The sequence below is a fragment of the Agromyces sp. MMS24-K17 genome, assembly GCF_043950245.1.
Taxonomy (GTDB): Bacteria; Actinomycetota; Actinomycetes; order Actinomycetales; family Microbacteriaceae; genus Agromyces.
Genome location: NZ_CP171640.1, coordinates 1 through 23,475, shown reverse-complemented (window position 1 = coordinate 23,475; position 23,475 = coordinate 1). Strand labels below are relative to the sequence as shown.

The following is a 23,475-nucleotide window of genomic DNA, read 5'->3' as shown; positions in this document are numbered from 1 at the left end:
CGACCTGGCTCTCCGGATTGCCCCGGGCTACGCCCCGTGTCCGACTGTTGCACAATCCTTGAGTCGACCCTCGCCCCCTCCCTACCGTGACGGAAAGCGCCCTCCCGGGGCGCCCCGACCGAAACGAAGGGACCCGAACACATGTCACGCAGATCCACCCGTGCCGCCGCACTCGCGGTCACGGCCGCCGTCGCCCTCGGCGGGCTGATCGTCGCGCCCGGCGCGGCGTACTCCGCCGAAGACGACGACGTCCGTCTCATCACGCTCGACGCCGCCGATGCCGCGGCCGTCGCCGACCTCGACGTCGTCGAGTCCGGCGAGCACGGCCTCGTCGTGCTCGGCGACGCGAGCACCGAGGACCTCCTCGCCGACCGCGGGGTGACCCCGCTCGCCGTCGAGCCCTACGCCGAGGCGATCGGCGGGGAGGCCGCCGCCGCGCCGCGCGCGGCGCGCTCGGCCCTCGCCGCGACCGCCTACCCGGTGCCCGAGCGCCTCGCCGGCCACGAGTACGAGACGTACTTCGGCGGCTACCGCACCGTCGACGCCTACGCCGCGTTCGCCGAGGACATCGCCGGCGCCTACCCCGACATCGCCCAGCTCGTCGACTTCGGCGACTCGTGGCTGAAGACCCAGGGCCGCGGCGGCAGCGACCTGCTCGCCGTCCGCCTCACCGCGGACGTCGCCGACCAGCCCGCGCCGACCGACGGCCAGGAGGGCCGGCCGCGCTTCGTGCTCGTCGCCCAGGCCCACGCCCGCGAGGTCATCACGAGCGAGCTCGCGTGGCGCTACGCCACCGAGCTGCTCGACGGCTACGGCACCGACCCGCAGGTCACCGCCCTGCTCGACAGCACCGAGGTCTGGATCAACTTCCAGAACAACCCCGACGGCATCGAGCTCGTCGAGCAGGCGCTGGCGACCTCGCCGGTGAACGCGAGCGGCGACGCGACGCCGCCCAGCTCGTCGAAGGCCTGGCAGCGCAAGAACGCGAACGACTCGCTGTTCTCGCCGACCAGCGGCAACTGGAGCAGCCAGCAGGCCGGCGTCGACCTCAACCGCAACTGGGGCTTCCACTGGGGCGAGGCATCCACCAGCTCGAACCCGACCTCGGCGACCTACAAGGGCACCGCGCCCCACTCCGAGCCCGAGATCGCGGCGCTGTCGGGCCTGCTCACCGACCTGTTCGGCTCGTTCCCGGCCGAGAACGCGCAGGCGGCCCCGGCCGACCGCGCCGGCACGTACGTGAACCTGCACTCGTACGCCGACTACGTCATCTACCCGTACGCGTACTCCGCGCCGGCGCTGGTGCCCAACCTCGAGCCGATCAAGGCGAACGCGTTCCGCCAGTCGTACGCGAGCGGCTTCGCCACCGGCAAGGCCGGCGAGATCCTCTACGACAACTCGGGCAACGACATCGACTGGATCTACTCGCAGCTCGGCGTGCCGGCGTACACGTACGAGATCGGCACGGCGCGCACCGGCGGCTTCTTCCCGGCGTACAGCCGCGTGGCCGCGTTCTGGAACAGCGTGGCGCCGGGCATCCGCTTCGCCGCCGAGGCCGCGTACGAGCCGTACACCGCCGGGCTCGGCGGCGTGGTCGACGAGGTCGCGGCGGCCCGCACCGCGGGCGGGGCGATCGCCGTCTCCGGCATCGCGAGCGACGACCGGTACGGCGCCGAGCCGAGCTCGGCGGCGCGCCGGCCCGCGGTGACCGACATCGTGGCCGTCGAGGCCGCGCTGGCGGCCGGCCGCGAGTCGATCGGGCAGACCGTGCCGCTCGCGCTCGACGGCTCGGGCAGCACCGTCGGGTTCTCGGGCTCCATCCCGGTGACCACGGCGAACGCCGACCAGCGCGCCGTGTTCGTGCGGGCGAAGAACGGCAGCGGCCAGTGGGGCCCGTGGCAGGCGGCGACCGTCGACCTGGTCGGCACGACCACGACGGTGACGCACACCGGTCGCGCGTTCACCGCGACCGTCTCGCCCGAGCTGACCGGCCCCGCGGCGCCGACCGGCACGGTGCAGTTCGCGCTGAACGGCGCGCCCGTCGGCCAGCCCGTCGCCCTCAAGAAGGGCGCGGCGAAGACCGCCGTCCCGGCGAACCTGGGCGACGGCGTCGTGACCGCGGTGTTCACCGGCGACGCGTTCTACGCCGGCAGCGAGGGGGCCGGGTCGACCGGCCGCTGATCCCCTGAGCGGCTCGGCCGCCCGGAGGACGGACGGAACGGGGCGGATGCGCGGCATCCGCCCCGTTTCCGCATGCAACCTGCGAATCCGGTTGCGACCCTCCCGGCTTCGGACGATCGGGGTATGTTGTCCGAACACGCGTTATATCGCGTTTGCGATGACGCTGGCGAACGAGATGTCGACGAGGGGTGGTGCTCGTGGAAGCGGTGCTGGTGGGGCTCGGAGTGCTGCTGCTGTGCTCGGCCGCGGCCTGGATCGCGTTCGCGCTCGTCGTGCGGTCGGTCTACCGGAGGGTCCGGCGCAGCCGGGCCGTCGGCGGGGCCGCGCTCCGCACCCGCGCGCGCGTCGCGCACGGCCCGCAACGCACGGTCCTGGGCCTGCGCGTGCGCCTCGACGACGCGGTGCGCAGCGGCCAGGCCGCCGTCGACCTCGCCGGCAGCGGCAGCGGCCCGCGCGGCGAGCTGCCGCGGCTCTACCGACGCATGGCGGAGGAGGCGGCCACGCTCGACCTGCAGCTCCGCCTGATGGAGAGCGAGACGGATGCCTCGGTGCTGGCCGCCGAGCTCCCCGCGGGCCGGCGCCGCGTCGAACAGGTCGAGGGACTCGTGCGGCGCGTCCGCTCGGCCGTGGCATCCGGCCTCTCCGGCACGACCGACGACGCCCTCGCCGTGCTCGACGCCGACGTGGAGCGGGAGGTGGCGGCGCTGCGCGCCGGCATCGAGGAGCTCCGCGCACTCAACCGGCGCGATGTCGCCGCAGACCCCGCGGCCGCCTACCCGGCCGCCGCCCGACCGCAGGCCTCCGCCGTTCGAACTGAGGGGAACCGACCATGAGCAACAGCAACTCCCAGCGGGTGCGCACGATCTTCCGGGCGAAGACGTCGAAGGCGCTCGACAAGATCGAGGATCCGCGCGAGACGCTCGACGACAGCTACGACCAGCAGGTGAAGCTCCTGCAGCAGGTGCGCCGGGCCGTCGCCGAGGTCGCGACGGCGAAGAAGCGCATCGAACTGCAGGGCGAGGAGATGGGCGCCCGCTACCAGCGGCTCGGCGCGCAGGCCGGCGAGGCGCTCGCGCAGGGTCGGGAAGACCTGGCCCGGGCCGCACTCGAGCGCCGCGCCATGCTCGAGGGGCAGGTCGCGAACCTCCAGCAGCAGTACGCGTCGCTCGACCGGCAGACCGCGCAACTCCAGGACCGGGAGCGCCGGCTCACCGACCAGGTCGCCGCGTTCCGCATCGAGAAGGAGACCATCAAGGCCACCTACACCGCGTCCGAGGCGCAGGTGAAGGCCAACGAGGCGGTCTCGGGGCTCAGCTCCTCGATCGAGGACATCGGCTCGAGCCTCGACCGGGCCCGCGACCGGGTCGCGCAGATGCAGGCGCGCGCGGCGGCCACCGACGAGCTGCTCGCGAGCGGCGCGCTGACCGACCTCACCGCGGCGCCCGACGCCGACATCGAGCGCCAACTCGCGGTCATCTCGGCGCAGGCCGAGATCGAGCGGCAGCTGCAGGCGTTGCAGCAGGGCGGTCCGGCCGCTGCCGCCCCGAACGCCGCCGACGGCGGCTGGCTGGGCATCGGCCAGGGCGGCGCCCGCTGAGCCGCCCGCGCCGTGGGGCGCCCGCCGAGCCGCGGGTGGCCGACCCGGCGGCGGGCCGCAGGGCCCTGCGGGAGGGAGACGGGCGCGAGCGGCCGAGCGGCGACGACGTGCGCCTCCCAGAGGAGGAGCGGGTCGACGGGCAGACCGTCGAGGCCGACACCGCCTCCGGGGGTGCACCCGACCCGGCGTGACGCCATACGAACGCGTGGTGCTCCGGGTCCACCGCGGACGCGCCCGGCGCGTAGGCTCACGCCATGACCGTTGCGGTCCGCGTGCTCGGCATCGCGCTCGATCCGGCCCAGCAGCACATCGTGCTGCTGAAGCCGGTCGGCGAGGAGTCCGGCTCCGGGCTCGTGCTGCCGATCTGGATCGGCGCGCAGGAGGCGACGTCGATCCTCATCGCCATCTCGGGTGAGCACGCGCCGAGGCCGCTCTCGCACGACCTCATGAAGCTCCTGCTCGACACCCTCGGCGCGGAGGTGCGTCGCGTCCACGTGACCCGCATCGAGGACGGCACGTTCTACGCCGAGATCGCGCTCCAGTCCGCGACGGGCGAGTACGTCGTCGACTCGCGGCCGAGCGACGCCATCGCGCTGGCGGTGCGGGCCGGGGCGCCGATCCTCGTCGCCGACGCGGTGTTCGCGGATGCCGGCATCCCGGCCGAGCTCGCCGAGGGGGCGGGCGGCGCCGAGGACCGGGCGGACGACGAGGTCCCGGCCGAAGGGGAGGAGGCCGCCGTCGACGAGTTCAAGCGGTTCCTCGACGACGTCGACCCTGAGGACTTCGAGGGCTAGGCCGGATCATCCGCCAGGCCGCCGGCCGCTCGCGCCGCCGCCGCCGCACGCTCGACCCACTTCGGCACGTCGCCGTAGCGCTGGAACGACACCAGCCGGCCGGCCGCGCTGTCGTCGACGAGCTGCCCCATCCGCCGATCGCGGGTCGCCTCCTGCTTCGCCTGCAGCACCCAGTGCACGACCGTCCGGCGGTACGTCGCCGTGGCCTCCTCGAGGAATGCCGTCGCCGCGGGCGAGGCCGCGAGCCGGGCCGCGTACGCGGGCGGCAGCTCCTCGTCGCGGTTCTCGTGCGAGTAGATGCCCGAGCGGTCGGCGCGCCGCCGCTCGTACGCCGCGAGGCCCGCGGGTCGCATCCGCCCGTCGGCGATGAGTCCCTCGACCAGCGCGATGTTCACGTTCGACCAGGTGCTCGTCGACTTGCGGGGGCTCCACCGCTGGCGCACCGCGTCGTCGTCGATGCGCTGGGCGACCGAGTCGATCCAGCCGAAGCAGAGCGCCTCGGGCACCGCCTGCTCCCAGGTGAGCCCGCGATGGGGCACGTGCTTCTTGTAGATGCCCATCCAGAGCTCGGGCGCCGTCTCGTGGTTCTGCTCGAGCCACGCGCGGAACTCCGCGGCGTCGACGAAGAACGTCGCGGGCCGCTCCGGCGTGCCGCCGGGCGTGCCGATCGGGGTCGTCATGGATCGAGTCTGCCGCGAGGCGGGGACATCCGCCCCGATCCGCGCCTCACGCCTTCGCGCGGTCGCGCCGCGCGAGGAACACCGTGAACCCGAGCGCGATCACGGCGGTCAGGCACAGCAGCGCCAGCCCGATCGTGTAGCTCCCGGTCGCGCCGTAGGTCGAGCCCATGACGAGCGGTGGGAAGTACCCGCCGAGACCGCCCGCCGCGCCCACGATGCCGGTCACCGTGCCGACCCGTTCGGCGGGCGAACGCTGCGCGACCCACGTGAACACCGCGCCCGTGCCGAGCCCGAGGAAGCCGGCCATGAGGACGAACGAGGTGCCCGCGAGCAGCTCGGGCGGCGGCACGAGGGCGATGACGACCGCCATCGCGGCCGCGCCGGCGAGCGAGATCATGAGCACCCGCGCGGGACCGATCCGATCGCTGAGCACCCCGCCCAGCGGGCGGGCGATCACCGCGGCGATCGCGAACCCGGCGGTGCGCGCCCCGGCATCGGCGAGGTCGTATCCGTACACGGTGTTCAGGTAGGTGGGCAGGTAGGTCGAGAACGCGACGAACCCGCCGAACGTCACCGCGTAGAGGAAGGCCATCTGCCAGGTCACCGCGAGCTTCGCCGCGGCGGCGAGCTTGGGCATCACGCGGTCGGTGTTCGGCTTCCAGGTCGGGGCGTCCCGCATGAAGAGCCAGACGATCGCGGCGACCGCCACGAGCGCGATCGCGATGATCCAGTGGGTCGCGTCGTAGCCGAACCACTGCACGAACCGCGGCGTGAAGAACGCGGAGAGCGCCGTGCCGCCCATCCCGGCACCGAAGAGCCCGGTCGCGAAGCCCCGTCGGCTCGGGTCGTACCAGGCGTTCACGAACGGGATGCCGACCGCGAACGTCGTTCCCGCGATGCCGAGCAGGAACCCGAACGCGATGAGCAACCCGTACGAGGCGGCGTCGCCGGCCCACATCACCAGGAGCACGGGGATCGCCGAGAACGCGGTGAGCACCGTGAACATGAGCCGGCCGCCGAAGCGGTCGGTCAGGGCGCCGGTCACGATGCGGCCGAGCGATCCGACGATCACCGGTGTCGCGACGAGCAGCGACTGCTGCGTGGCATCCAGCCCGAGTTCCTCCGCGTACCGCACGCCGAGCGGAGCGATCATGTTCCATGCCCAGAACGTGATCGTGAACGCGAGCAGCGCGAGGCCGAGGTTCCGGCCGCGCCCGGCGAGCACGGGCGGCGCGGCGGCCTTGCTGGTGTCCGTCATCTGGGTCTCCCTTCCGTGCGACGCACGGTGTCACGCTCCCGGTCGGGCGTGCCGACCGGCGCCCAGCCGCGGCGGATGCCGCCCGCCGGGCTCGGCCGCTGGTCGCGCGACCGGTAGACGATGTACGGCCGGAACAGGTAGTGCACGGGTGCGGTGAACGCGTGCACGAGCCTCGTGAACGGCCAGATCATGAAGAGCAGCATCCCGATGAGGGTGTGCAGCTGGAACGCGAACGAGGCCTCCGACATCGACGCGATGTCGGGCTGGAAGACGAACAGCGACCGGAACCAGGGCGACACGGTGTCGCGGTAGGTGACCTCCTCGTGCGGCCCGAACACGCTGATCACGGTGGTCGCGAGCCCGGCGACGATCGCCGCGACGAGCACGACGTACATGGTCTTGTCGTTCTTCGTGGTCGCCATGAACACGGGCCCGGTGGTGCGCCGCCGGTAGATCAGGATGCCGACGCCGACGAGCGTCGCGACCCCGGCGACCGTGCCGAGCCCGAGGGCCATCACGTGGTACAGGTCCTCCGAGACGCCGACCGCCTCGGTCCAGGCCTTGGGGATGAGCAGGCCCACGACGTGCCCGACGATGACGACGAGGATGCCGAAGTGGAACAGCGGCGACCCGATGCGCAGCAGCCGCGACTCGTAGAGCTGCGACGAGCGGGTGGTCCAGCCGAACTGGTCGTACCGGTACCGCCAGACGAGCCCGCCGACGAGCACGACGACCATGACGTAGGGCAGCACACCCCAGAGGAGCAGGTCCCAGACGGTCATCGCCGGCCTCCCGTCGTGATCACGCCCGTCGGCTCGAGCGGCAGGAGCCGCGGATCGTACGGGTCGAGCCCGACCGACTCGGTCGGCGGCCCCGCGGCGGCCATCGCCATCGCCTGCTGCCGGTCCTCTGGCGAACGGCCGGGCAGCGTGTCGCAGACCGCCGCCACGACGCCGGCGTACGGCGACCCGCGCTCTGAGAGCGCGAGCCGGATGAGCTCGAGGCTCGCCCGGTACTCCTGCAGCAGGCCGGCGCCGTCGTCGGGCCGGTGGCGGGCGTACTCGAGCACGAGCGGCAGGTGGTCGGGCAGCTCGCCGGTCGCGCCGAGCTCGAGCCCGGCCTCCCGGTAGCGCCGCTTGAAGTCGGTCAGCACGGGCCCGCGGCGGCGGGTGTCGCCGTCGGTCCAGTACGAGAGGTAGAGCGCGTGCCGCTTCGACAGGTCGAACATCTCGACGTACGCGCGCTGCACGTCGGCGGCGGGCGTCGCCGCCCACCAGTCGAGCAGGGGCGCGAAGGATGCCCCGGCCCGCGGCGCCGACTCGGCGAGCGCACCCCGCACCACGCCGGCGAGCCCGAGCACCGCGTCGTCGGGGTAGCTCAGGCAGACCGACGCGGCCTGGTAGACGATCGCGCGGTTCACGGCCGCTCCTCCGGAGCCGTCTGGCCCGAGGCATCCGCCGGGCCCGAGGCATCCGACCGCTTCGGGAACAGCCCCGACGGGGCGCCGTTGCCGTCCCAGTTCAGCAGGTTCACCCGGCCGCGCAGCGACTCGCCGCTCGCGGCCCCGTCGGAGGTCTGCCGCTCCCGGAGCGCCTGGAACGTCTCGACCGCGACCGGCGCCGGACGACCGCTCGCCTCGCCGAACGGCCCCGACTCGCCGCCGAGCTCGTACGGCCCGCCGTCGAAGTCGAGCGAGCAGCCCAGCTCCTCGAGCTCGTGCGCCCGCTCGTAATGCGCGGTCGGGATGACGTAGCGCTCCTCGTACTTCGCGATCGCCAGCAGCCGGTACATCTCGTACAGCGTCGACCCGTCCATGCCGACCGCCTGCGCGATCGACTCGTCGCGCTCGCGGTCGAGGGTGATGTCGCGCAGGTACGCCCGCATCGCGGCGAGCTTGCGCAGGGTCCCGGTGATGAGGTCGGTGTCCCCGGCGGTGAACAGCTCGGCGAGGTACTCGACGGGGATGCGCAGCGCCTCGATCGCCCCGAACAGGGTGCCGGCCGACTCGGCGTCGTGGCCCTGGTCGCGCAGCAGGTCGACGATGGGCGACAGCGGCGGGATGTACCAGACCATCGGCATGGTGCGGTACTCGGGGTGCAGCGGCAGGGCGACCCGGTACTTCTTCGCGAGCGCGTAGACGGGGGAGCGGCGGGCCGCGTCCATCCAGTCGTCGGGGATGCCCTGCTCGCGCGCCGCGGCGATCACCTCGGGGTCGTCGGGGTCGAGCATGAGGTCGAGCTGCGCCTCGTAGAGGTCCTGCTCGTCGGGCGTCGACGCCGCCTCGGTCACCTTGTCGGCGTCGTAGAGGAACAGGCCGAGGTAGCGGAGCCGTCCGACGCAGGTCTCGGAGCACACCGTCGGGATCCCGACCTCGAGCCGCGGGTAGCAGAGCGTGCACTTCTCGGCCTTGCCGGTCTTGTGGTTGAAGTAGATCTTCTTGTACGGGCACCCGGTGATGCACTGCCGCCAGCCGCGGCAGCGGTCCTGGTCGACGAGGACGATGCCGTCCTCCTCGCGCTTGTAGATCGCGCCCGACGGGCACGACGCCATGCACGACGGGTTGAGGCAGTGCTCGCAGATGCGCGGCAGGTAGAACATGAACGTCTGCTCGAACTGGAACTTGATCGCGTCCTCGCTCTCGCGGCGGACCTTCTCGACGATCGGGTCGAGGTGGCCGAGCTCCGAGGTGCCGCCGAGGTCGTCGTCCCAGTTCGCCGACCACGTGATCTGCGTGTCCTCGCCGGTGATGAGCGACTTCGGGCGGGCCACGGGGAAGTCGTCGCCGAGCGGCGCGTCGATCAGGGTCTGGTAGTCGTACGTCCACGGCTCGTAGTAGTCCTCGAGCTTCGGCTGCACGGGCGAGGAGAAGATCGTGAGCAGCCGCTTCAGCCTGCTGCCGGTGCGCAGCTTCAGGCGGCCGCGGCCGTTCAGCGTCCAGCCGCCGCGCCACTGCTCCTGGTCCTCGTAGCGCCGCGGGTAGCCCTGGCCGGGCCGGGTCTCGACGTTGTTGAACCACACGTACTCGGTGCCGGCGCGGTTCGTCCACGCCTGCTTGCAGGTGACCGAGCAGGTGTGGCACCCGATGCACTTGTCGAGGTTCATCACCATGCCCATCTGAGCCATGACGCGCATCAGAACGTCACCTCCCAGCCCTCGGACGAGGAGCCGTACTGCGCCGATGAACTGCGTGCATCAGAACACCACCTCCTGCGAGCGGCGCCGGATCGTCGCCGTCATGTCGCGCTGGTTCCCCGTCGGGCCGAGGTAGTTGAACGTGTACGACAGCTGCGCGTACCCGCCGATGAGGTGGGTGGGTTTCACGAGCAGCCGGGTGACCGAGTTGTGGATGCCGCCGCGACGCCCCGTCGCCTCCGACTTCGGGACGTCGATGGTGCGCTCCTGCGCGTGGTGCACGTAGACGACCCCCTCGGGCATGCGGTGCGAGACGATCGCGCGGGCGACGAGCACGCCGTTCGAGTTCACGCACTCGACCCAGTCGTTGTCGGATGCCCCGATGGCCGAGGCATCCGCCGGGCTCATCCACACCGTCGGCCCGCCGCGCGAGAGCGAGAGCATGAACAGGTTGTCCTGGTACTCGGAGTGGATCGACCACTTCGAGTGCGGCGTCAGGTAGCGCACGACGACCTGCTGCGAGCCGTCCGGCCCGAGCTTGGGCTCGCCGAACAGCCGGTGCATGTCGAGCGGCGGCCGGTAGATCGGCATCGCCTCGCCGAGGTCGCGCATCCAGTCGTGGTCGAGGTAGAAGTGCATGCGGCCGGTGAGCGTGTGGAACGGCTTCAGCCGCTCGATGTTCACCGTGAACGGCGCGTAGCGCCGCCCGCCGGTCTCCGAACCCGACCACTCGGGCGAGGTGATCACCGGCACCGGCGCGGCCTGCGTCATCGCGAACGTGATGCGCTTCTCCTCCGAGCCCTCGGCGAGGTCGGCGAGCGGCTTGCCGACCCGTTTCTCGAGGCTGCGGAACCCCTGCACCGCGAGTTCGCCGTTCGTCGTGCCCGAGAACGACAGGATCGCCTCGGCGAGCTTCACGTCGGTGTCGATCGCGGGGCGCCCGGCGGCGGGGCCGCTCGGCAGCACGCCGTTCTGCTTGGCCAGCCGGTCGACCTCGTGCGACACGTCGTAGGTGACGTTCTTGATCGTGAAGCCGAGCTTCTCGGCGAGCGGGCCGACGGTGGCGAGCTTGTCGGCGATGGCCGTGTAGTCGCGCTCGACGACGGCGAACACGGGCATCGTCGTGCCGGGCAGCGGCGCGACGTCGCCGCGCGCCCAGTCGCGCACGACTCCGCCCGGCTGCGCAGTCTCGCCGGCGGTGTCGTGCTGCATCGGTACCGAGACGAGGTCCTTGCGGGTGCCGAGGTGGGTCGCCGCCATCCGCGACAGCTCCTGGGCGATGGCGTGGAACAGGTCGAAGTCGCTCTTCGCCTCCCACGGCGGGTCGATGGCCGGGGTGAACGCGTGCACGAACGGGTGCATGTCGGTCGACGACAGGTCGTGCTTCTCGTACCAGGTCGCCGCGGGGAAGACGACGTCGCTGAGGAGCGTCGTCGACGTCATCCGGAAGTCCGCGGAGACGAGCAGGTCGAGCTTGCCCTCCGGGATCTCGTCGCGCCACACGACGTCGCGCGGCCGCACGGAGGCCTCGTCGGTGGCCATCACGTTCGAGTGCGTGCCGAGCAGGTACTTCAGGAAGTACTCGTTGCCCTTCGCCGACGACCCCATCAGGTTCGACCGCCACAGCGTGAGCAGCCGCGGCCAGTTCTCGGGCGCGTCGACGTCGCCGATCGCGGGCTTCAGCGACCCGTCGGCGAGCGCGCCCGCCACGTAGGAGGCGGGGTCGGATGCCTCGCCGGCGGCGACGGCCGCCGCCGCCTCGTCGGCCACCTCGAGCGGGTTGCGGTCGAACTGCGGGTAGAACGGCATCCACCCGAGCCGCGCCGACTGCGCGATCGTGTCGGCCGTGTGCATGCCGTCGAGGTTGCCCTCGGCGAGCGGCGAGGCGAGCGCGTCGGCCGCGTAGCCGTCGAACCGCCACTGGTCGGTGTGCATGTACCAGTACGCCGTGCCGATCATGGTGCGCGGCGGCCGCACCCAGTCGAGGGCGTTCGCGAGCGAGAGCCAGCCGGTGATCGGGCGGCACTTCTCCTGGCCGACGTAGTGCGCCCAGCCGCCGCCGTTGCGCCCCATCGCGCCGGTGAGGATGAGCAGCGACAGGATGGCCCGGTAGGTCGCGTCGCCGTGGAACCACTGGCAGATCCCGGCGCCCATGATGATCATCGACCGGCCGTTCGAGTCGATCGAGTTCTGCGCGAACTCGCGGGCGATGCGGATGCAGGCCTCGGCCGGGACGCCGGTGACCTCCTCCTGCCAGGCCGGCGTGTAGGGGGTGTCGCGGTCGTCGTAGCCGGTCGGCCACTCGCCGGGCAGGCCCTCGCGGGCGACGCCGTACTGCGCGAGCAGCAGGTCGAACACGGTGGTGACGAGCCGCCCGTTCACCCGCGTCGCCGGCACGCCGCGCCGCAGCACCGAGCCCGAGCCGTCCGGGGCGTCGAAGCGGGGCAGCAGCACCTCGACGTCGTCCGCGGCGACCTTCGCGTCGCGCACCGACAGCGCCGGCTGCACCTGCCCGAGGTCGAGGTTCCAGCGGCCTTCGCCCGACTCGGCGTAGCGGAAGCCCATCGACCCGTTCGGCACGACCGGCTCGCCGGTCGCGGCCTCGAGCACGACGGTCTTCCACGCGTCCTCGGGCGCGGCGGAACCGGTCGGGCCGGTGTCGGATGCCCCGCGCTCGCCGGATGCCCCGCCCGCGAGCTCGGCCGCCGTCAGGAACTTCCCCGGCACCAGGCCGCCGTCGGCGTGCTCGACGAGGGTGACCAGGTGCGGCAGGTCGGTGTACTTCCGCGAGAAGTCGACGAAGAACGGCACCCGCCGGTCGACGTACTGCTCCTTGAGCATGACGTGGCCCATGGCCATCGCGAGCGCCGCGTCGGTGCCGGCCTGGCACGGCAGCCACTCGTCGGCGAACTTCGTGTTGTCGGCGTAGTCGGGGCTGACGGTGACGACCTTGGTGCCGCGGTAGCGGACCTCGGCCATCCAGTGCGCGTCGGGCGTGCGCGTGACGGGCACGTTCGAGCCCCACATCATCAGGTACGTGGCATCCCACCAGTCGCCCGACTCCGGGACATCCGTCTGGTCGCCGAAGACCTGCGGGCTCGCGACCGGCAGGTCGGCGTACCAGTCGTAGAAGCTCGTCATCACGCCGCCGACGAGCTGAGTGAACCGCGTGCCGACGCAGTGCGACACCATCGACATCGCCGGGATGGGGCTGAAGCCGGCCACCCGGTCGGGCCCGTACTCCTTGATCGTGTGCACGTAGCCGGCGGCGACGAGCTCGACCGCCTCCTTCCAGGTGGCCCGCACGAGCCCGCCCTTGCCGCGGGCCTGCTGGTACCGGCGGCGCGTCTCCCGGTTCGTCGACACCTCTCCGAAGGCGAGCACCGGGTCGCCGAGCCGGGCCTTCGCCTCGCGGTAGGCGTCGAGCAGCACGCCCCGCACGTAGGGGTAGCGCACCCGCGTGGGCGAGTAGGTGTACCACGAGAACGCGGCCCCGCGGGGGCATCCGCGGGGCTCGTACTCGGGGCGGTCGGGGCCGACGCTCGGATAGTCGGTCTCCTGCGCCTCCCACGTGATGATGCCGTCCTTGACGTACACCTTCCACGAGCAGGAGCCCGTGCAGTTCACCCCGTGCGTGGAGCGGACCACCTTGTCGTGGCTCCAGCGTTCTCGGTAGAAGCTGTCGCCCTGACGACCTCCCTCCAGGAAGGCCGCGCGGTGGTCGGGCGTCTCGTCCCACCGCGTGAAGAATCGCCCGACCGCAAGCAATGCGTCGGACGCCGGACCATCGACTCCGATGGAGGGGGTCATGCCTGCACCCTAACGAAGGCGTCGCGCGACACGCTAGGGTCCGATCGGCGTGCCGCGGCAGGCGAGAATGGCGGCATGAGCCCGTCGTTGCCCGCCCTCACCGAGATGCCCCACCCGCAGTTCGTGATGTCGGGGGAAGGCCGCCGCATCGCGACGTACACCTGGGGCGACGAGGATGCCCCGACCGTCCTCTGCGTGCACGGCTTCGCCTCGAGCTGCCGCGACAACTGGGTGAACACCGGCTGGGTGCGCGATCTCACGCGGGCGGGCTACCGCGTGCTCGGCGTCGACCAACTCGGCCACGGCGCGAGCGAGAAGCCCGACGAGCCGGCTGCGTACGCGATGGACGCGCTCGTCGCCGACCTCGTGACGGTGCTCGACACGTACCTGATCGACACCGTGCACTACGCCGGGTACTCGCTCGGCGCCCGCGTCGGCTGGCAGGTCGCCGTGCAGGCCGCCGACCGGATCGATCGCGCCGTGCTCGGCGGCATCCCCGACGGCCGGCCGCTGGCCCGGCTCCAGATCGACCAGGCCCGCGCGTACGTCGAGCACGGCACGCCGGTCGCCGACCGGGTCACCCAGAACTACGTCACGCTCGCCGAGCGCGTGCCCGGCAACGAGTTGCGGGCGCTCATCGCGCTCGCCGAGGGGATGCGCACCGGCGATGCCGACCCCGATCCGACGCATCCGCCGACCCAGCCGATCCTCTTCGCCACCGGCTCCGAGGACGCGATCCTCGAGCGCTCCCGCATCCTCGCCGACGCGACGCCGAACGGCACGTTCCTCGAGATCCCCGACCGCCACCACTTCAACGCCCCCGGCTCCCGCGTCCTCCGGCAGGCCGCCGTCGCGTTCCTCGGCGCGGCGTGACCGGGGACGCGACCAGCCCCGAGGCCGGCCGCTCCGGGGCCGGCTCCGCGCCCCGTCGCGCGGTCGTCGCCGGCTGGGACGGCTTCATCGGCCGCCGCGTCGTCGACGCGCTCGCCGCGGACGGCTACGCGGTCGCGCGGGTCGGCCGCCGCGGCCCCGACGCCACCTGGTCGGATGCCCCGGCCCTCGCGCGCGCGATCGACGGCGCCGACCTCGTCGTGAACCTCGCCGGCAAGCGCGTCGACTGCCGGTACGTCGACCGCAACCGCGACGAGATCCTCCGGTCGCGGCTCGTCACGACGCGGGCGCTCCGCGAGGCGATCGCCGGGGCATCCGCACCGCCTCGCACCTGGCTGAACGCGAGCACCGCGACCATCTACCGGCACGCGACCGACCGCCCGATGACCGAGGCCGACGGCGAGCTCGGCACGGGCTTCTCGGTCGACGTGGCCCGCGCGTGGGAGGCGGAGTTCCTCGCCGGCGACCTCCCCGGCACCCGCCGCGTCGCGCTCCGCATGGCGATCGTGCTCGGCGGGCCGGCGACCGACAAGCTCGCCGCGCTCGCGCGGTTCGGCCTGGGCGGCCCGCAGGTCGACGGCCCGTGGTTCCGGCACCGCCGCTACCGCGGCATCGGCCCGCACCCGACGCCGGCGCCCGAGCCGTGGCACCGCACCCGCGGTCGGCAGCGGTTCAGCTGGATCCACGTCGACGACGTGATCGGCGCGATCCGCTTCCTCGTCGACGAGCGGCCGGATGCCCCGGGCGCGACCCTCACCGGTCCGGTCAACCTGGCAGCCCCGAACCCGTCGGACGACCGGCGCCTGATGGCGGCGTTCCGCCGCGCGGTCGGCGCGCCGATCGGACTGCCCGCGTACCGATGGATGCTCGAACCGGCGATGTGGGCGCTCCGCAACGAGCCCGAGCTGCTGCTGAAGAGCCGCTGGGTGCTGCCCGGCCGCCTCGAGGCCGCGGGCTACGCGTTCCGCTGGCCGGAGCTCGAACCGGCGGTGCGCGACGTGATCCGGCGCGGCCGCGCGGCGGCCCGAAGCGGGGGCGAAGGTCGCGCCGACGCGGACTCACAGGCGGACGGGATACCGTTGACGGCATGAGCGCAACGGATGCCACGGCGCAGGACGAGGCGGACGCGCCCCTCACGCCCACCTTCGCCGACCTCGGCCTCGACGACCACGTACTGAAGGCGTTGAAGGACGTCGGCTACGAGACGCCCTCGGCGATCCAGGCGGCGACGATCCCGCCGCTGCTCGCCGGACGCGACGTGCTCGGCACCGCGCAGACCGGCACGGGCAAGACCGCGGCGTTCGCGCTGCCGATCCTCTCGCGGCTGGATGTCTCGCAGAAGACGCCGCAGGCGCTCGTGCTGGCACCGACCCGCGAGCTGGCCCTGCAGGTCTGCGAGGCGTTCGAGCGGTACGCGGCGCACCTGCGCGGCGTGCACGTGCTGCCCGTCTACGGCGGGCAGGGCTACGGCGTGCAGCTCTCGGCCCTCCGCCGCGGCGTCCACATCGTGGTCGGCACCCCGGGTCGCATCATGGACCACCTCGACAAGGGCACCCTCGACCTCTCCGAGTTGAAGTACCTCGTGCTCGACGAGGCGGACGAGATGCTGAAGATGGGCTTCGCCGAGGACGTCGAGTCGATCCTCGCCGACACCCCCGACGACAAGCAGGTCGCGCTCTTCTCGGCGACCATGCCGGCGCCGATCCGGCGCATCTCCGGCCAGTACCTCCGCGACCCGGAGGAGATCAACGTCAAGGCGAAGACGACGACGTCGGCGAACATCACGCAGCGCTACCTCGTGGTCTCGTACGCCCAGAAGGTCGACGCCCTCACCCGCATCCTCGAGGTCGAGGCGTTCGAGGGCATCATCGTGTTCGTCCGCACGAAGAACGAGACGGAGACGCTCGCCGAGAAGCTGCGCGCCCGCGGGTTCTCGGCGGCCGCGATCAACGGCGACCTGTCGCAGGTGCAGCGCGAGCGCACCGTGAACCAGTTGAAGGACGGCAAGCTCGACGTGCTGGTCGCCACGGATGTCGCGGCCCGTGGCCTCGACGTCGAGCGCATCAGCCACGTGGTGAACTTCGACATCCCGACCGACACCGAGTCCTACGTGCACCGCATCGGGCGCACGGGTCGCGCCGGTCGCACCGGCGACGCGATCAGCTTCGTGACGCCGCGCGAGCAGCGCCTGCTCACCTCGATCGAGCGCGCGACGCGCCAGCCGCTGACGCGGATGCAGCTGCCCAGCGTCGACGAGGTGAACGCGACCCGCCTGACCCGCTTCGACGACGCGATCACCGAGGCGCTCGGCCAGACGTCGCGCATCGAGGCGTTCCGCGACATCATCGCCCACTACGTCGAGCACCACGACGTGCCCGAGGCGGATGTCGCGTCGGCGCTCGCGGTGCTCGCCCAGGGCGAGACGCCGCTGCTGCTGCCGCCCGAGGAGGAGCGCCCGCAGCGCGACTTCGGCGACCGGGGCGACCGGCGCGGGCGCGACCGCTTCGATCGTGACGACCGGTACGACCGCGACGACCGGCGCGGCCGCGGGGACCGAGGCGACCGCCGGGATCGGTTCGACCGGGACGACCGCGGCGACCGCGGCGATCGACGTGGCAGCTCGGGGCTGGCCTCGTACCGCATCGCGGTGGGACGCCGGCAGCGGGTCGACCCGCGCCAGATCGTCGGCGCGCTCGCGAACGAGGGCGGGCTGCGCCGCCAGGACTTCGGCCACATCGACATCCGCGGCGACTTCTCGCTCGTGGAACTGCCGGCCGACCTGTCGCAGGACGTGTTCGACCGCCTCGCCGACACCCGGATCAGCGGGCAGCTCATCGAACTGCGTCCCGACCGCGGCGGCTCGTCGGGCCGTCGTCGCGACGCCGGCGGTGGCCGTGGCGGGTACGACCGTGGTGGCTCCGGGCGCGACGACCGCACGCGCGGCCGGTACGACCGCGACGACCGCGGTTCGCGCGACGACCGTCGTGCGTACGGAGACCGTGACGATCGTTCGCCCGCCTCCGGTGACGACGCGCCGGCCGACGGCGACCGCCCCGCGCGGAAGCCGCGGCACAAGACCACCCCAGACGCCTGACGCGTGTCCTGCCGCCATGCGGCGACGAGCCTTCCGGAGCCGGCCCCACGAGGGGCCGGCTCCGTTCGGTTTCCGGGGACCTGGACGCCCGCGACGCCCCGCTGTTCGGGCCGTCGGGGGCGGGTGCGTGGGGTCGCGACACGCCCGGGATGCGTGGTTGATTTGGTGGGTGGGGTGGGGGGCGCGTAGGTTTCTATCTGTCGCCACGGCGGCCCGGAGCGCGAGACAGCGAGTCGGGTCGGGTGAGGCGGCTTGGTCTTAGCCAAATAACCTCGTAGTCGCGTTGCGACTCGGTGATTTCAAGCCTAAGATTCTTCCACCTCAACCAGTGAGTCCGGTGCTTCGGTGCGGACGGGGCTGGGAGTGTCCCGCGTGGAGCCCGGTTCGGTGCTCTGGTGGTCGGGGTGTGGTGGTACATTGGATAGGTTGCCCTGGGGGCTGGTCGTTGTGGCTGTAACCCTGGTGCGTCCGTTTCTTGAGAACTCAACAGCGTGCACTATGTTCAATGCCAATTTTTTGAACCCCGACCTGCTCTTCGGAGTGGGTGGGATTCCTTTGATTGATGGACAATTTGATTTTTGAGTCAGTTGTTTCTCTGTCAGTGATTTGAACTCCCTGATGGCCTTCGGGTTGTTGGGAACCATTTTTTTTGGAGAGTTTGATCCTGGCTCAGGACGAACGCTGGCGGCGTGCTTAACACATGCAAGTCGAACGATGATCTCCAGCTTGCTGGGGGGATTAGTGGCGAACGGGTGAGTAACACGTGAGTAACCTGCCCTGGACTCTGGGATAACCCCGAGAAATCGGAGCTAATACCGGATATGACCTTTCACCGCATGGTGGGGGGTGGAAAGTTTTTTCGGTCTGGGATGGACTCGCGGCCTATCAGCTTGTTGGTGAGGTAATGGCTCACCAAGGCGTCGACGGGTAGCCGGCCTGAGAGGGTGACCGGCCACACTGGGACTGAGACACGGCCCAGACTCCTACGGGAGGCAGCAGTGGGGAATATTGCACAATGGGCGCAAGCCTGATGCAGCAACGCCGCGTGCGGGATGACGGCCTTCGGGTTGTAAACCGCTTTTAGTAAGGAAGAAGGGGCTCTTCGGGGTCTTGACGGTACTTGCAGAAAAAGGACCGGCTAACTACGTGCCAGCAGCCGCGGTAATACGTAGGGTCCGAGCGTTGTCCGGAATTATTGGGCGTAAAGAGCTCGTAGGCGGTTTGTCGCGTCTGCTGTGAAATCTAGAGGCTCAACCTCTAGCCTGCAGTGGGTACGGGCAGACTTGAGTGGTGTAGGGGAGACTGGAATTCCTGGTGTAGCGGTGGAATGCGCAGATATCAGGAGGAACACCGATGGCGAAGGCAGGTCTCTGGGCACTTACTGACGCTGAGGAGCGAAAGCGTGGGGAGCGAACAGGATTAGATACCCTGGTAGTCCACGCCGTAAACGTTGGGCGCTAGATGTGGGGACCTTTCCACGGTTTCCGTGTCGTAGCTAACGCATTAAGCGCCCCGCCTGGGGAGTACGGCCGCAAGGCTAAAACTCAAAGGAATTGACGGGGGCCCGCACAAGCGGCGGAGCATGCGGATTAATTCGATGCAACGCGAAGAACCTTACCAAGGCTTGACATGACCGAGAACGCCGCAGAAATGTGGAACTCTTTGGACACTCGGTTACAGGTGGTGCATGGTTGTCGTCAGCTCGTGTCGTGAGATGTTGGGTTAAGTCCCGCAACGAGCGCAACCCTCGTCGCATGTTGCCAGCACGTTATGGTGGGGACTCATGTGAGACTGCCGGGGTCAACTCGGAGGAAGGTGGGGATGACGTCAAATCATCATGCCCCTTATGTCTTGGGCTTCACGCATGCTACAATGGCCGGTACAAAGGGCTGCGATGTCGTAAGGCGGAGCGAATCCCAAAAAGCCGGTCTCAGTTCGGATTGAGGTCTGCAACTCGACCTCATGAAGTCGGAGTCGCTAGTAATCGCAGATCAGCAACGCTGCGGTGAATACGTTCCCGGGCCTTGTACACACCGCCCGTCAAGTCATGAAAGTCGGTAACACCCGAAGCCGGTGGCCTAACCCCTTGTGGGAGGGAGCCGTCGAAGGTGGGATCGGTGATTAGGACTAAGTCGTAACAAGGTAGCCGTACCGGAAGGTGCGGCTGGATCACCTCCTTTCTAAGGAGCACTGGACCAGCTTGCTGGTTCCAGGTGCCCAGATCAGGACCGAATGTGTTCTGCTGGGTGCTCATGGGTGGAACATTGACATAGGTGCCGGTTCGAGTTGATTCGGGTTTAGTACGCCTCTTCGGGGGTTGGAACGGTTCGGGTTGGTGAGGCCGGCACGTGCACGCTGTTGGGTCCTGAGGGACCGGGCGCGGCTCTTCGGAGTCGGGTGTTGGACTCTTGCAGGCCTTCATGACTGCTGACCGGTTGGTTGGTGGGGGTGGGGGTGCTGTTCGTCTGTTGAGAACTACATAGTGGACGCGAGCATCTTAGAAACTCGCATCGTCGTCGCCTTTCGGGGTGGTGGTGGTGTGTGGTTTCACAAAGATTTGTTCTGGACATCACCTTCGGGTGGTGTTCTGACTAATCATTGGTCACCGCCGCCCTTTGGGGTGGTGGTTTCTGAAACTCATGTGATTTCAAGTTTTTAAGAGCAAACGGTGGATGCCTTGGCATCTGGAGCCGAAGAAGGACGTCGTAATCTGCGATAAGCCTCGGGGAGCTGATAAACGAGCTGTGATCCGAGGATTTCCGAATGGGGAAACCCCGCCAGGCCCTTTGGGTGACCTGGTGACTCCCGCCTGAATATATAGGGCGGGTAGAGGGAACGTGGGGAAGTGAAACATCTCAGTACCCACAGGAAGAGAAAACAACCGTGATTCCGTGAGTAGTGGCGAGCGAAAGCGGAAGAGGCTAAACCGGTCATGTGTGATACCCGGCAGGGGTTGCATGGTCGGGGTTGTGGGACCTTTCAGGCAGTTCTGCCGGACTGCCGCGGTGACGTGTCAGGTATAGACGAAACGGATTGAAAGCCGTACCGGAGTGGGTGTGAGTCCCGTAGTCGAAATGTCTGGCCGGCCGGAGAGGTATCCCAAGTAGCACGGGGCCCGAGAAATCCCGTGTGAATCTGTCAGGACCACCTGATAAGCCTAAATACTCCCAGATGACCGATAGCGGACAAGTACCGTGAGGGAAAGGTGAAAAGTACCCCGGGAGGGGAGTGAAATAGTACCTGAAACCGTTTGCTTACAAACCGTCGGAGCAGTCTTGTTACTGTGACGGCGTGCCTTTTGAAGAATGAGCCTGCGAGTTAGTGATCTGTGGCGAGGTTAACCCGTGTGGGGGAGCCGTAGCGAAAGCGAGTCTGAATAGGGCGATTCAGTCGCAGGTCCTAGACCCGAAGCGAAGTGATCTATCCATGGCCAGGTTGAAGCGACGGTAAGACGTCGTGGAGGACCGAACCCACTTCAGTTGAAAATGGAGGGGATGAGCTGTGGATAGGGGTGAAAGGCCAATCAAACTTCGTGATAGCTGGTTCTCTCCGAAATGCATTTAGGTGCAGCGTTGCGTGTTTCTTGCCGGAGGTAGAGCTACTGGATGGCCGATGGGCCTCAACGGGTTACTGACGTCAGCCAAACTCCGAATGCCGGTAAGTGAGAGCGCAGCAGTGAGACGGTGGGGGATAAGCTTCATCGTCGAGAGGGAAACAACCCAGACCACCGACTAAGGTCCCTAAGCGCGTGCTAAGTGGGAAAGGATGTGGAGTTGCACAGACAACCAGGAGGTTGGCTTAGAAGCAGCCACCCTTGAAAGAGTGCGTAATAGCTCACTGGTCAAGTGATTCCGCGCCGACAATGTAACGGGGCTCAAGCACGCCACCGAAGTCGTGGCATTCATACAATCGATAGGCCTTCGTGGTCCAGTCGTGTGGATGGGTAGGAGAGCGTCGTGTGCCGGGTGAAGCGGCGGTGGAAACCAGCCGTGGACGGCACACGAGTGAGAATGCAGGCATGAGTAGCGAAAGACGGGTGAGAAACCCGTCCTCCGGAAGACCAAGGGTTCCAGGGTCAAGCTAATCTTCCCTGGGTAAGTCGGGACCTAAGGCGAGGCCGACAGGCGTAGTCGATGGACAACGGGTTGATATTCCCGTACCGGCGAAGAACCGCCCACACCAATCCAGTAATGCTAACCATCCGAACCATTCCATCGTCCCTTCGGGGGCACCGGGATGGGGAGCGTGGGACCCGGTCTGGTGCGGTGAGCGTGATAACAGGTGTGACGCAGGAAGGTAGCCCAACCCGGGCGATGGTTGACCCGGGGCAAGCGTGTAGGCCGAGTCGTAGGCAAATCCGCGACTCGTGATGGCTGAGACGCGATGCGGATGAAAAGTGGGTGATCCTATGCTGCCGAGAAAAGCATCGACGCGAGGTTCCAGCCGCCCGTACCCCAAACCGACTCAGGTGGTCAGGTAGAGAATACTAAGGAGATCGAGAGAATCGTGGTTAAGGAACTCGGCAAAATGCCCCCGTAACTTCGGGAGAAGGGGGGCCTGAGGCGTGAATGGACTTGCTCCAGGAAGCGCTGCAGGGCCGCAGAGACCAGTGGGAAGCGACTGTTTACTAAAAACACAGGTCCGTGCCAAGTCGCAAGACGATGTATACGGACTGACGCCTGCCCGGTGCTGGAAGGTTAAGAGGACCGGTTAGCCGCAAGGCGAAGCTGAGAATTTAAGCCCCAGTAAACGGCGGTGGTAACTATAACCATCCTAAGGTAGCGAAATTCCTTGTCGGGTAAGTTCCGACCTGCACGAATGGCGTAACGACTTCCCAGCTGTCTCAACCGCGAACTCGGCGAAATTGCAGTACGAGTAAAGATGCTCGTTACGCGCAGAAGGACGGAAAGACCCCGTGACCTTTACTACAGCTTGGTATTGGTGTTCGGTGTGGCTTGTGTAGGATAGGTGGGAGACTTTGAAGCGGGCACGCCAGTGTTCGTGGAGTCATTGTTGAAATACCACTCTGGTCACTCTGGATATCTAACTTCGAACCGTGATCCGGTTCAGGGACAGTGCCTGGTGGGTAGTTTAACTGGGGCGGTTGCCTCCCAAAGAGTAACGGAGGCGCCCAAAGGTTCCCTCAACCTGGTTGGCAATCAGGTGGCGAGTGTAAGTGCACAAGGGAGCTTGACTGTGAGACTGACAGGTCGAGCAGGGACGAAAGTCGGGACTAGTGATCCGGCAGTGGCTTGTGGAAGCGCTGTCGCTCAACGGATAAAAGGTACCTCGGGGATAACAGGCTGATCTTGCCCAAGAGTCCATATCGACGGCATGGTTTGGCACCTCGATGTCGGCTCGTCGCATCCTGGGGCTGGAGTAGGTCCCAAGGGTTGGGCTGTTCGCCCATTAAAGCGGTACGCGAGCTGGGTTTAGAACGTCGTGAGACAGTTCGGTCCCTATCCTCTGCGCGCGCAGGAAATTTGAGAGGATCTGACCCTAGTACGAGAGGACCGGGTTGGACGAACCTCTGGTGTGCCAGTTGTTCCGCCAGGAGCACCGCTGGTTAGCTACGTTCGGGATGGATAACCGCTGAAAGCATCTAAGCGGGAAGCCGGCCTCGAGATGAGATTTCCATCCCTTCGGGGGAGAGGCTCCCAGTAGACGACTGGGTTGATAGGCCGGATGTGGAAGCAAGGACTAACGACTTGTGCAGCTGACCGGTACTAATAAGCCGATAACTTGAAAACTCACTACATACACACCGTTTGTAAAGGCTGGTGTGTATGGCCTGATGACTCGCGTCCACCATGTGGTTCCCGACAGACGAACCCAACAACACAACACAGACTTCCCACCCCACGTGGCAACACGGACCGGGGTGGTGACCGAAACCACCCACACCAACCCCAGCGTTGGTGTGCGAGTGACAGAGTTTCGGCGGCCATAGCGCGAGGGAAACGCCCGGACACATTCCGAACCCGGAAGCTAAGACTCGCAGCGCCGATGGTACTGCAGGGGCGACCCTGTGGGAGAGT

General features: G+C 68.6%; 14 protein-coding genes and 3 rRNA genes. 11 read left to right on the top strand and 6 right to left on the bottom strand.

Going from position 1 to position 23,475, the window contains the following annotated elements; genetic code table 11:
- Positions 1 to 141: 141 nt before the first annotated feature.
- The 5 genes from ACGGZK_RS00085 (at position 142) to ACGGZK_RS00065 (ending at position 4,572) form a co-directional block, all read left to right on the top strand.
- Positions 142 to 2,181 (top strand): M14 family metallopeptidase, encoded by a 2,040-nt coding sequence (locus tag ACGGZK_RS00085; RefSeq protein WP_395244238.1) that lies wholly within the window; start codon positions 142 to 144, stop codon positions 2,179 to 2,181.
- Between the two features lie 191 nt (positions 2,182 to 2,372).
- The gene (locus ACGGZK_RS00080) at positions 2,373 to 3,014 is read left to right on the top strand and encodes a hypothetical protein (protein ID WP_395244237.1); all 642 of its coding nucleotides are present in this window, start codon (positions 2,373 to 2,375) and stop codon (positions 3,012 to 3,014) included.
- The gene (locus ACGGZK_RS00075; RefSeq protein WP_395244236.1) at positions 3,011 to 3,778 is read left to right on the top strand and encodes a PspA/IM30 family protein; all 768 of its coding nucleotides are present in this window, start codon (positions 3,011 to 3,013) and stop codon (positions 3,776 to 3,778) included. Before ACGGZK_RS00080 ends, ACGGZK_RS00075 begins: the two co-directional genes overlap by 4 nt.
- Positions 3,779 to 3,813: 35 nt before the next feature.
- Positions 3,814 to 3,969, top strand: coding sequence for a hypothetical protein (locus tag ACGGZK_RS00070; RefSeq protein ID WP_395244235.1), 156 nt, complete (start codon positions 3,814 to 3,816; stop codon positions 3,967 to 3,969).
- 63 nt (positions 3,970 to 4,032) lie between these two features.
- The gene (locus ACGGZK_RS00065; protein WP_395244234.1) at positions 4,033 to 4,572 is read left to right on the top strand and encodes a bifunctional nuclease family protein; all 540 of its coding nucleotides are present in this window, start codon (positions 4,033 to 4,035) and stop codon (positions 4,570 to 4,572) included.
- On the opposite strand, the gene ACGGZK_RS00060 is transcribed toward ACGGZK_RS00065, so the two are convergent.
- The 6 genes from ACGGZK_RS00060 to ACGGZK_RS00035 are packed head-to-tail and all read right to left on the bottom strand — an operon-like array spanning position 4,569 to position 13,452.
- Positions 4,569 to 5,252, bottom strand: a complete 684-nt coding sequence (locus tag ACGGZK_RS00060; RefSeq protein ID WP_395244233.1) for a YdeI family protein — start codon at positions 5,250 to 5,252, stop codon at positions 4,569 to 4,571. The two genes, ACGGZK_RS00065 and ACGGZK_RS00060, sit on opposite strands and share 4 nt — an antisense overlap.
- Positions 5,253 to 5,298: 46 nt before the next feature.
- Positions 5,299 to 6,510: a nitrate/nitrite transporter gene (locus ACGGZK_RS00055; RefSeq protein ID WP_395244232.1), complete on the bottom strand. Its 1,212-nt coding sequence runs from the start codon at positions 6,508 to 6,510 to the stop codon at positions 5,299 to 5,301.
- Positions 6,507 to 7,292 (bottom strand): respiratory nitrate reductase subunit gamma, encoded by a 786-nt coding sequence (narI, locus tag ACGGZK_RS00050; RefSeq protein WP_395244231.1) that lies wholly within the window; start codon positions 7,290 to 7,292, stop codon positions 6,507 to 6,509. The genes ACGGZK_RS00055 and narI overlap by 4 nt, the downstream gene beginning before the upstream one ends.
- Positions 7,289 to 7,930, bottom strand: coding sequence for a nitrate reductase molybdenum cofactor assembly chaperone (gene narJ / locus ACGGZK_RS00045; RefSeq protein ID WP_395244230.1), 642 nt, complete (start codon positions 7,928 to 7,930; stop codon positions 7,289 to 7,291). Before narJ ends, narI begins: the two co-directional genes overlap by 4 nt.
- Positions 7,927 to 9,642 (bottom strand): nitrate reductase subunit beta, encoded by a 1,716-nt coding sequence (gene narH, locus ACGGZK_RS00040; protein ID WP_395244229.1) that lies wholly within the window; start codon positions 9,640 to 9,642, stop codon positions 7,927 to 7,929. Before narH ends, narJ begins: the two co-directional genes overlap by 4 nt.
- 60 nt (positions 9,643 to 9,702) lie before the next feature.
- A complete protein-coding gene (locus tag ACGGZK_RS00035) occupies positions 9,703 to 13,452 on the bottom strand; it encodes a nitrate reductase subunit alpha (RefSeq protein ID WP_395244228.1) in 3,750 nt (1,249 codons plus the stop codon).
- A 75-nt stretch (positions 13,453 to 13,527) separates the two neighbouring features.
- On the opposite strand from ACGGZK_RS00035, the gene ACGGZK_RS00030 reads away from it, so the two are divergent.
- The 6 genes from ACGGZK_RS00030 (at position 13,528) to rrf (ending at position 23,475) form a co-directional block, all read left to right on the top strand.
- A complete protein-coding gene (locus tag ACGGZK_RS00030; RefSeq protein ID WP_395244227.1) occupies positions 13,528 to 14,325 on the top strand; it encodes an alpha/beta fold hydrolase in 798 nt (265 codons plus the stop codon).
- Positions 14,322 to 15,434 carry an epimerase gene (locus tag ACGGZK_RS00025; RefSeq protein ID WP_395244226.1) on the top strand — a complete coding sequence of 371 codons (1,113 nt, stop codon included), beginning with the start codon at positions 14,322 to 14,324 and terminating at the stop codon, positions 15,432 to 15,434. Before ACGGZK_RS00030 ends, ACGGZK_RS00025 begins: the two co-directional genes overlap by 4 nt.
- Positions 15,431 to 17,437 (top strand): DEAD/DEAH box helicase, encoded by a 2,007-nt coding sequence (locus ACGGZK_RS00020; protein ID WP_395244225.1) that lies wholly within the window; start codon positions 15,431 to 15,433, stop codon positions 17,435 to 17,437. Before ACGGZK_RS00025 ends, ACGGZK_RS00020 begins: the two co-directional genes overlap by 4 nt.
- 646 nt (positions 17,438 to 18,083) lie before the next feature.
- Positions 18,084 to 19,617 (top strand): 16S ribosomal RNA (locus tag ACGGZK_RS00015).
- Positions 19,618 to 20,082: 465 nt separating this feature from the next.
- Positions 20,083 to 23,187: ribosomal RNA gene (locus ACGGZK_RS00010) — 23S ribosomal RNA — on the top strand.
- 186 nt (positions 23,188 to 23,373) lie between these two features.
- A 5S ribosomal RNA gene (gene rrf / locus ACGGZK_RS00005) occupies positions 23,374 to 23,475 on the top strand.
- The 16S, 23S and 5S rRNA genes sit together here, the layout of an rRNA operon.